The organism is Dyella sp. (genome assembly GCF_035486915.1).
GTDB lineage: Bacteria > Pseudomonadota > Gammaproteobacteria > Xanthomonadales > Rhodanobacteraceae > Dyella_B.
Genome location: NZ_DATHMR010000166.1, coordinates 20,618 through 28,853 on the forward strand (window position 1 = coordinate 20,618; position 8,236 = coordinate 28,853).

The 8,236-nt window shown below is 60.3% G+C and carries 8 protein-coding genes; 4 read left to right on the top strand and 4 right to left on the bottom strand.

Features of this window, described 5'->3' with window-relative positions; translation table 11 throughout:
• Window positions 1-129 precede the first annotated feature (129 nt).
• From VK725_RS13370 to purD, 4 genes are all read left to right on the top strand, one after another.
• Window positions 130-2,628 carry a DNA topoisomerase I gene (locus tag VK725_RS13370; RefSeq protein WP_325318551.1) on the top strand — a complete coding sequence of 833 codons (2,499 nt, stop codon included), beginning with the start codon at window positions 130-132 and terminating at the stop codon, window positions 2,626-2,628.
• Window positions 2,629-3,201 carry an L-threonylcarbamoyladenylate synthase gene (locus VK725_RS13375; RefSeq protein WP_325318552.1) on the top strand — a complete coding sequence of 191 codons (573 nt, stop codon included), beginning with the start codon at window positions 2,629-2,631 and terminating at the stop codon, window positions 3,199-3,201.
• Between the two features lie 316 nt (window positions 3,202-3,517).
• Entirely contained in the window at window positions 3,518-4,900 is a 1,383-nt protein-coding gene (locus VK725_RS13380) for an AMP-binding protein (protein ID WP_325318553.1), read from the top strand.
• Window positions 4,901-4,993: 93 nt separating this feature from the next.
• Window positions 4,994-6,277 carry a phosphoribosylamine--glycine ligase gene (gene purD / locus VK725_RS13385; RefSeq protein WP_325318554.1) on the top strand — a complete coding sequence of 428 codons (1,284 nt, stop codon included), beginning with the start codon at window positions 4,994-4,996 and terminating at the stop codon, window positions 6,275-6,277.
• Window positions 6,278-6,536: 259 nt separating this feature from the next.
• Here the strand turns inward: purD and VK725_RS13390 are convergent, their stop codons facing one another.
• The 4 genes from VK725_RS13390 to VK725_RS13405 form a co-directional block, all read right to left on the bottom strand.
• Window positions 6,537-6,827, bottom strand: a complete 291-nt coding sequence (locus tag VK725_RS13390) for a hypothetical protein (protein WP_325318555.1) — start codon at window positions 6,825-6,827, stop codon at window positions 6,537-6,539.
• A 183-nt stretch (window positions 6,828-7,010) separates the two neighbouring features.
• Window positions 7,011-7,373, bottom strand: a complete 363-nt coding sequence (locus VK725_RS13395) for a DUF2784 domain-containing protein (RefSeq protein ID WP_325318556.1) — start codon at window positions 7,371-7,373, stop codon at window positions 7,011-7,013.
• 67 nt (window positions 7,374-7,440) lie between these two features.
• The gene (locus tag VK725_RS13400) at window positions 7,441-7,827 is read right to left on the bottom strand and encodes a VOC family protein (protein WP_325318557.1); all 387 of its coding nucleotides are present in this window, start codon (window positions 7,825-7,827) and stop codon (window positions 7,441-7,443) included.
• 97 nt (window positions 7,828-7,924) lie between these two features.
• Window positions 7,925-8,149, bottom strand: coding sequence for a GDCCVxC domain-containing (seleno)protein (locus VK725_RS13405; protein ID WP_325318559.1), 225 nt, complete (start codon window positions 8,147-8,149; stop codon window positions 7,925-7,927).
• Window positions 8,150-8,236 lie beyond the last annotated feature (87 nt).

Sequence of the window (8,236 nt, forward strand, 5' to 3'; positions counted from 1 at the left end):
GCGAAAGGCGCTCCAGACCGCGGTTTCACGCGCGCCAGCTTGACAGCCGTCAAGCCGGCGTGCTTCCAACTATATATAGAGCGGCCGTGCCCATACGGTTGCGGATGGACCCCTGGAACCCCAAGCCACATGGCAAAAAATCTGCTCATCGTCGAATCGCCTGCCAAGGCCAAGACGATTAACAAATACCTCGGCAAGGACTTTCAGGTCCTGGCCTCCTACGGTCACGTGCGTGATCTGAAACCGAAAGAAGGTGCGGTCGACACCGATCACCAGTTCGCGATGAAGTACGAGGTGATCGAGCGCAACGAGAAACACGTCGACGCCATCGCCAAGGCCGCCAAGATCGCCGACGACATCTATCTGGCAACCGACTTGGATCGCGAAGGCGAAGCGATCAGCTGGCACATCAGCGAGATCCTGAAAGAGCGCGGCATCTCCCATGGCAAGCAGATGCACCGCGTGGTGTTCTCTGAAATCACGCCCAAGGCGATCAAGGCAGCGGTCGCGGCGCCGCGCGAGCTTTCGCACGATCTGGTCGATGCACAGCAGGCGCGTCGCGCGCTCGACTATCTGGTGGGCTTCAATCTGTCGCCGGTGTTGTGGCGCAAGGTGCAACGCGGCCTTTCCGCCGGCCGCGTGCAAAGCCCTGCACTGCGCATGATCGTAGAGCGCGAAGAAGAGATCGAGGCGTTCGTTGCACGCGAGTACTGGACGGTCGAAGCGCAACTTCGCCACGCCGACGGCGATTTCAACGCACGCCTGACCAAACTCAACGGCAAGAAATTCGAGCAGTTCGATCTCACCAACGAAGTCGATGCGACCGCTGCGCGCGAGGCATTGAAAGAAGCCGCGCACGGCCGCCTCACCGTCAGCGAAGTCACCAGCAAGGAACGCAAGCGTCGCCCGGCGCCGCCCTTCACCACATCGACGCTACAGCAGGAGGCCGCGCGCAAGCTCGGTTTCACCACCAGCCGCACGATGAAGGTCGCGCAGGGCTTGTACGAAGGCGTCGGTCTGGGCAGCGAAGGCAACGTCGGTCTCATCACCTATATGCGTACCGACTCCACCGCGCTGTCCAATGACGCGGTGGACGAATTGCGTCAGCTTATTTCCCGCGATTTCGGCAACAAGGCGTTACCGGATCAGGTGCAGGTCTATCGCACCAAATCCAAAAACGCACAGGAAGCCCACGAAGCGATTCGTCCCACCTCGGCCATGCGTACTCCGCGCGAGGTTGCTGCTTTCCTCAACGACGAACAGCGCAAGCTGTATGAGTTGATCTGGAAGCGCACCGTTGCATGCCAGATGATTCACGCCACGCTGAACACCGTGTCCGTTGACTTCGACGTCAAGCATGTCAAAGGCGGAGACGCGGCGTTCCGCGCCACCGGCACGACGGTGGTCGATCCGGGCTTCTTGGCCGTGTACGAAGAAGGCCGCGATCAGAAGACTGCCGACGACGAGGACGAAGGCCGTCGTCTGCCGCGACTGGCAAAAGGCGAAGATGTACCGGTGCAAGATATCGTCACCGATCAGCATTTCACCGAGCCGCCGCCGCGTTTCTCCGAAGCGAGTCTGGTGAAAGCGCTGGAGGAATACGGCATCGGCCGTCCGTCCACATACGCCAGCATCATCCAGGTGCTGCAGAACCGCGAATACGTGCTGCTCGAGAGTCGTCGCTTCAAACCGACGGATGTCGGCCGCGCGGTCAGCAACTTCCTCACGCAGCATTTCACGCGTTACGTCGATTACGACTTCACCGCCAAGCTCGAAGATGAGCTCGATGCGGTCAGTCGCGGTGAAGAAGCGTGGGTGCCGTTGATGCAGCGCTTCTGGCTGCCTTTCAAGCAGCAAGTCGATGAAAAAACCGAGACGGTCGACCGCAGCGAAGCGACCGGGGCGCGTGAATTGGGCGCCGATCCGAAATCGGGCAAGCCGTTATCCGTACGTCTTGGCCGTTATGGACCGTATGCACAGATCGGCGACAAAGACGTCGACGAAAAGCTGCAGTTCGCATCGCTGCGTCCTGGCCAGAGCATGCACACGATCACGCTGGAAGAGGCGATCGAGCTGTTCAAGCTGCCACGCAAACTTGGCCAATCGGAAAGCGGCGAAGAAGTCAGCGTAGGTGTCGGCCGCTTTGGTCCGTTCGTGAAGCAGGGCAGCGTTTACGCCTCGCTGAAGCCGGAAGACGATCCGTACACCATCGAGCTGCCGCGCGCGCTGCAAATCGTGCAGGAAAAGCTCGAGCTGCTCGCCAATCGCATCATCAAGGATTTCGGCAACGGCGTGCAGGTGCTCAACGGCCGTTATGGTCCGTACATCACCGATGGCGAGAAGAACGCGCGCATTCCCAAAGATCAGGAACCGAAAGACCTGACCGAACAGCAATGCGCCGAGTTGCTGGCTGCTGCGCCGGTGAAGAAGGGTCGCTTCGGCAAGAAGAAAGCGGCTGGCAAAAAAGCCGAGCCGGCGACCAAGAAGGTGGCAACGAAAAAAGCCGCGGCAGAAAAGACCGTCGCCAAGAAGGCAACCAAGAAAGCAGCCAGCAAAAAAACCGCGACGAAAAAGACTGCCGCCAAAAAAGCGACCGCAAAGAAATCGACTGCAAAGACCGGAGCCTGAGTGCCCCGGCATTACACGCTCGCCGAACTCGATGCCGCCGCTGCTTCGCTTCGAAGCGGCGGCGTGATCGCCTATCCGACCGAAGCCGTATTCGGGCTCGGTTGCGATCCGCACGATCGGCAAGCGTTTGATCGCATCTTCACACTCAAGCAGCGCCCTGCCACGCAAGGCGTGTTGTTGATCGCCGCGGACTTCACCCAGGCGCAACGCTACATCGACATCACGGCGGTGCCAGCCGGTGTATTGGCTCAGGTGCGAGCGAGTTGGCCGGGTCCTTTTACATGGGTGTTTCCGCGCAGTGCGGACGTACCGGATTGGGTGGCAGGCGCTCATGCAGGCATCGCCTTGCGGGTGACAGCACACGCCCCGGCCGCGGGCTTATGTCGCGCTTTTGGCGGTGCGCTGGTTTCCACCAGCGCCAATCCGCATGGCGAGCCACCGGCCCGCGATCTGGTCACCGTGGCCGACTATTTCGGCGATGGGCTGGACGGCGTTCTCGATGCGCCCTTGGGCGGCGCAGCCCAGCCCACCACCATCCGCGACGCATTGACTGGCGCTATCATCCGAACCTGAATCCGGGGGACACTCTGCTCATTCCGCACGGGCGTCACTAACACTGCCTGTCCGCATCTCTTCGGCCCTTCGGCTCGACAGACGGCCAGTCTGTCTTTGCCGAAAGTCCTGTGATCTGCGAACAGACAGCGTCGGCGACACCTATGCTGAACGAATCGGAGTATCTCTACATCTGATGGCTGGCGCGGTGGGTGCCGATTCAGCCCAGACCATGAGGATAGGGGGCGAGCAGGACGCCATCCCAATCGCGGGAAGTCGTCGGCCGTATCGGCCGGCTTGGGGTGCGTCGTATCGGTAAAGTGATCAGGAGCACGGCGTGGCGATTGTCTACGACACCTTCCAACGCGATGAAGCGGAGCAACTGCTGCCTCTGTTGAAGGTGGCCGATCCGCAGCGTGTCGTAGCCATGCACGACGGCGATGCCATCACGGCAGCGCAATTTCTGGCACACGTACAACACGTCGCCGCGCAATTGCCGGATGCGAGCGCCGCCGTCAATCTGTGCGAAGACCGTTACGCGTTCATGGTGGCGTTTTGCGCTATCGCATTGCGCGGGCAGGCCAATCTGCTGCCGCCGTCGCGTGCGCCGCATGCCGTGGACGAAGTGATGGCGGCACATCCGGATTGTCACGCTATCGGCGATCGCACGATGGATCCGGCGCCGCAACGCTACCTTGCGTTGCCACCGCTGACGATCGATGAGACGACCGCAGCACCGACCGAATGGCCGTCCATTCCGGCGATGCAAACGGTGGCTATCGGTTATACATCCGGTTCCACCGGCACGCCGCGTCCCAACACGAAGAGCTGGCGCAGTTTCAACGCCAGCACCGCGGGCAACCTGCGCATGCTGCAGCAGGTGGTGGGCGAACGTTTCGCTGTCGTGGCGACCGTGCCGCCGCAACACATCTACGGCATTGAAATGTCGGTGCTGTTGCCTTTGCTGGGCCACGTCCAGGTCCATTCGGGACGGCCGTTCTTCCCGTCCGACATTGCCAGCGCGCTGGAAAAGATGCCCGAGCCGCGTGTGCTCGTCACCACGCCGGTGCATCTGCGCGCGTTGGTTGAATCGGGTGTGCAACTGCCGAAACTCGCCGCAATGCTGTCGGCTACCGCGCCGATGCCACCGGAGCTGGCGGCGCAGGCGGAAAAGTGTTTCGACGCACCGCTGCTGGAAGTCTTCGGTTCCACCGAAACCTGCGCCTTCGCAACGCGACGCGTCACTGCCGATAGCCAGTGGACGCTCTACCACGGCGTACATCTGCATCCGCAGCCCGATGGCACGCAGATCGAAGCGCCGCAGCTGGACGCAGCGGTGACGCTCGCCGACATCGTGACCTTGCACGACGATGGCCGCCGCTTCGAACTGCGCGGCCGCCATGCGGATCTGCTGGAGATTGCCGGGAAGCGCGCCTCGCTGGGCGACCTAACCCGCCGCCTGCTCGCCATCCCCGGCGTCAACGATGGCGTGGTGTTCCAGCTGGATGACGCCGATGCCATCGGTATCCGCCGTATCGCGGCGCTGGTCGTCGCGCCTTCCCTGAGCGAGCACGCGATTTTGGACGCCTTGCGCGCATCGATCGACCCAGTGTTCCTGCCGCGCCCCTTGCGCCGGGTCGAAACGCTCCCGCGCAATGAAACCGGCAAGCTGCCGCGCGCTGCATTGCTCGATCTGCTCGCCCGCCATACGGCCGTTTAAGCGTTTCGCCGGGCCGCGGTGCCGAAGGCGGCGCCCACAACCGTTACAATGGCGAGCTTGCACCCCCGCGCAGGCAGTCACGGAGTCCCTTGCATGAAAGTCATGGTTATCGGCAATGGCGGTCGCGAGCACGCACTGGCGTGGAAGCTCAAGCAATCGCCGCGCGTCAGCGAAGTGATCGTCGCACCCGGCAACGCCGGTACAGCGCACGAGCGCGGCTTGCGCAATGTCGATGTAGCCGCCAGCGACGTCGAGGGACTGCTGAAACTGGCCAAGGCCGAGAAAGTCGATCTCACCGTCGTCGGCCCGGAAGTGCCGTTGGTCGCGGGCGTCGTCGACAAATTCCGCGCCGCGGGCCTGCGCATCTTCGGACCGCGTGCCATCGCCGCGCAGTTGGAAGGCTCCAAGGCATTCGCCAAGGATTTCCTGCTTCGCCACAACATTCCGACCGCGCACTACGCAGTATTCACCGAGCTGACTAAAGCGTTGGCCTATGTGCGCGAACACGGCGCACCCATTGTCATCAAAGCCGATGGCCTGGCGGCGGGCAAAGGTGTTGTCGTCGCACTCACCTTGCCCGACGCCGAACTCGCGTTGCACGACATGCTGGGCGCGCATGCGTTTGGCGATGCGTCTGCACGCGTCGTCATTGAAGAATTTCTTGACGGCGAAGAAGCCAGCTACATCGTGATGAGCGACGGCAGCCATGCGTTGCCGATGGCAAGCAGCCAGGATCACAAACGCCGCGACGAAAACGACCTGGGCCCCAACACCGGTGGCATGGGCGCGTATTCACCCGCGCCGGTTGTCACGCCGGAAGTCGAAAAGCGCATTCTCAAGGAAGTGATCGAGCCGACCCTTCACGGCATGGCTATGGAAGGCGCACCCTTTATCGGCTTCCTCTACGCCGGCCTGATGATCGACAAACACGGCGCGCCCAAAGTCATCGAATTCAATGTGCGCTTTGGCGATCCGGAAACACAACCGATCATGATGCGTCTGAAGTCCGATCTCGTTGAGCTGATCGAAGCGGCGCTAGACGGCGAGCTGCACCACACGCATGCGCAGTGGGATGCGCGCCCATCCATTGGCGTCGTCATCGCAGCGAGCGGTTATCCGGCCAAGGTGAAGACGGGCGACCTGATCGATGGTCTGGATCAGGATTTTGGGCGCAACGTGAAGGTGTTTCATGCAGGCACGGCGCTCGACGTCCACGGTCGTGCGATGACGGCGGGCGGTCGCGTACTGACGGTGTGTGCGCTGGGCAACGGCATCGAAGCGGCGCGCGAAAACGCCTACGACGCGGTGAAAAAAGTTCATTTTGACGGCGCATTCTGCAGGCGCGATATCGCACACCGCGCCTTGCGCCGAAAATAACGCAGGCTGAGATATCTCCGGTGTCTGCTTGGAAGATTCAACAAAATCATCACGCTATCCAAGCCCGCGCAACCACTGACGCCACCCGGCCGTCATCCCGGCGAAAGCCGGGATCCAGTGCCTTCGATGCGGCAAAGTCGCTGGATGATTCGCTTCGCTCACCCCTTCTGGGCCGCCCTTCGGACGTTCTGCGCGCTTGTCCAGCTTTTACGGCGATGACAAGCAAAAAAACAGCAATACCTAAGGCGCAGACTGCACCTCAATCGCAGATCGCGCTCGTACCCTCGACGAAAATCACATCGGCAATCCAATTGCGCTTACGCCGAGCCAATCGATCGTCACACGCTTCACCATCGAGCGTCACAGACGATCGCCGAAGCATCGACGGCTCCACACCTTCAAACGTATTGACGTTCACCACCGCATAAAGCCGATCATCGATCAGGCTGCTCACCAGCGGTACGACACCGCATCGCGTACAGATCCGAAATTGCGCTGTTTCCGTCTCGAACGCGTAATCGGAAACATGTTGCGAATCTTTGACTGTCACCTTTAACGAGCCCGTATGACAAGACGTCCAAACCGCGCGATGCCTCGTGCAAAACGAGCACGTACAAGCACGCGCCGGAATCTCCGACGGCTCCGGCTTCCAGTCCAGTACAAAGGAAATGTTGCCGCAGTGGCAGCGTCCGGAAATCAACATGACATCGAAAGCCCCGATACAAATGCTCGATTAGTTATGGCGATGCAGAAGCAACCACGCATAGACGGATACATTCACCACAATCACCACGGCAGCCAAAGCAAACTGAATGTTTCTGGTCAATCCATCCGGATAAATGGTCGCCAGAAGATAGTGCTGAATGAAATCGCCTTGATAGCCTGCCTGACCAGCACGATGTCGAAGACTATTTTCAATCGTCGTCAGCGGACAAAGCCTTCCGCTTGTCTCGACATAGAAACCCCATGCCGCAGCGGGAATCTGAAGCACGAGAATCCAACGCCACTTCAGCGCCAACACCGCACCAAAGGTACAAAACAAGATAAACGCAAAGTGGAATGCCAACACGCCGTCGGCTGCCAGCAAACATGGCATTACGGTATTTCCGCAGCGTTCGGTTCCCACAGTTCCATCGTGTTGCCCTGCATTTCAGGCATGGATCTCACATTCCCGGAGGCGGCTGCCAAAGTTCGACCTTGTTGTCCTCGGGGTCCATAACCCAACCGAACTTCCCGTACTCCGAATCGTCCGTTTTCTCCAGGACATTGCATCCTTCGTCCCGAAGCGCCTGAAGCAAAGCGGCCAGGTCGTCGACGCGATAGTTGACCATGAAGGTCGACTTGCTTGGTGCGAAGTGTCCACCCTCAGCGGCGCCGATCGACCACGCGGTCGTCCCGGTTGTCGGATTGCCCGACTCGTCCGCCCACGAGAATGCCGCGCCTCCCCATGTCTGGACGTCGATGCCCAGGTGCTGCTTGTACCAAGCGCGCAGTGCGACAGGGTCCTTCGCGTTGAAAAAGATGCCCCCGATACCTGTGACTCTTTTCATTTGAGCCTCCGAAGTGCGACGAAGTTGGAGCGTACGGTGTTTGTGACGCCTGGCGCCTGGATTAGGCGGCGTCGGAGGTGTCCGCTTGGACGAATAGTTAGCCACAACAACCAGCTGCTGAGCCTGCCGCCTGGACGGGCGGGCACTTGATAGTGCCATAAGAACAAAAGACGCAGCAGTGACCAGGCAAAGGTTTAAGTAGCTCTTTGCATAAAGCGCACTCGTAAAAATAAATACAAGCGTTGGTAGGCATTGTCTCGGCCTTGGAATAACCACAGACCGGGCAAGTAAGCGTAGAGGAAAGAACGATGGTTTCTTGCATGGTGGGAAATCGCTTGTACCGGCCAACGCCCGAGTTAGACGGCGCCGGAGGCATCAGCCTTGAATGAATGTAGGTGCCACGTGCACC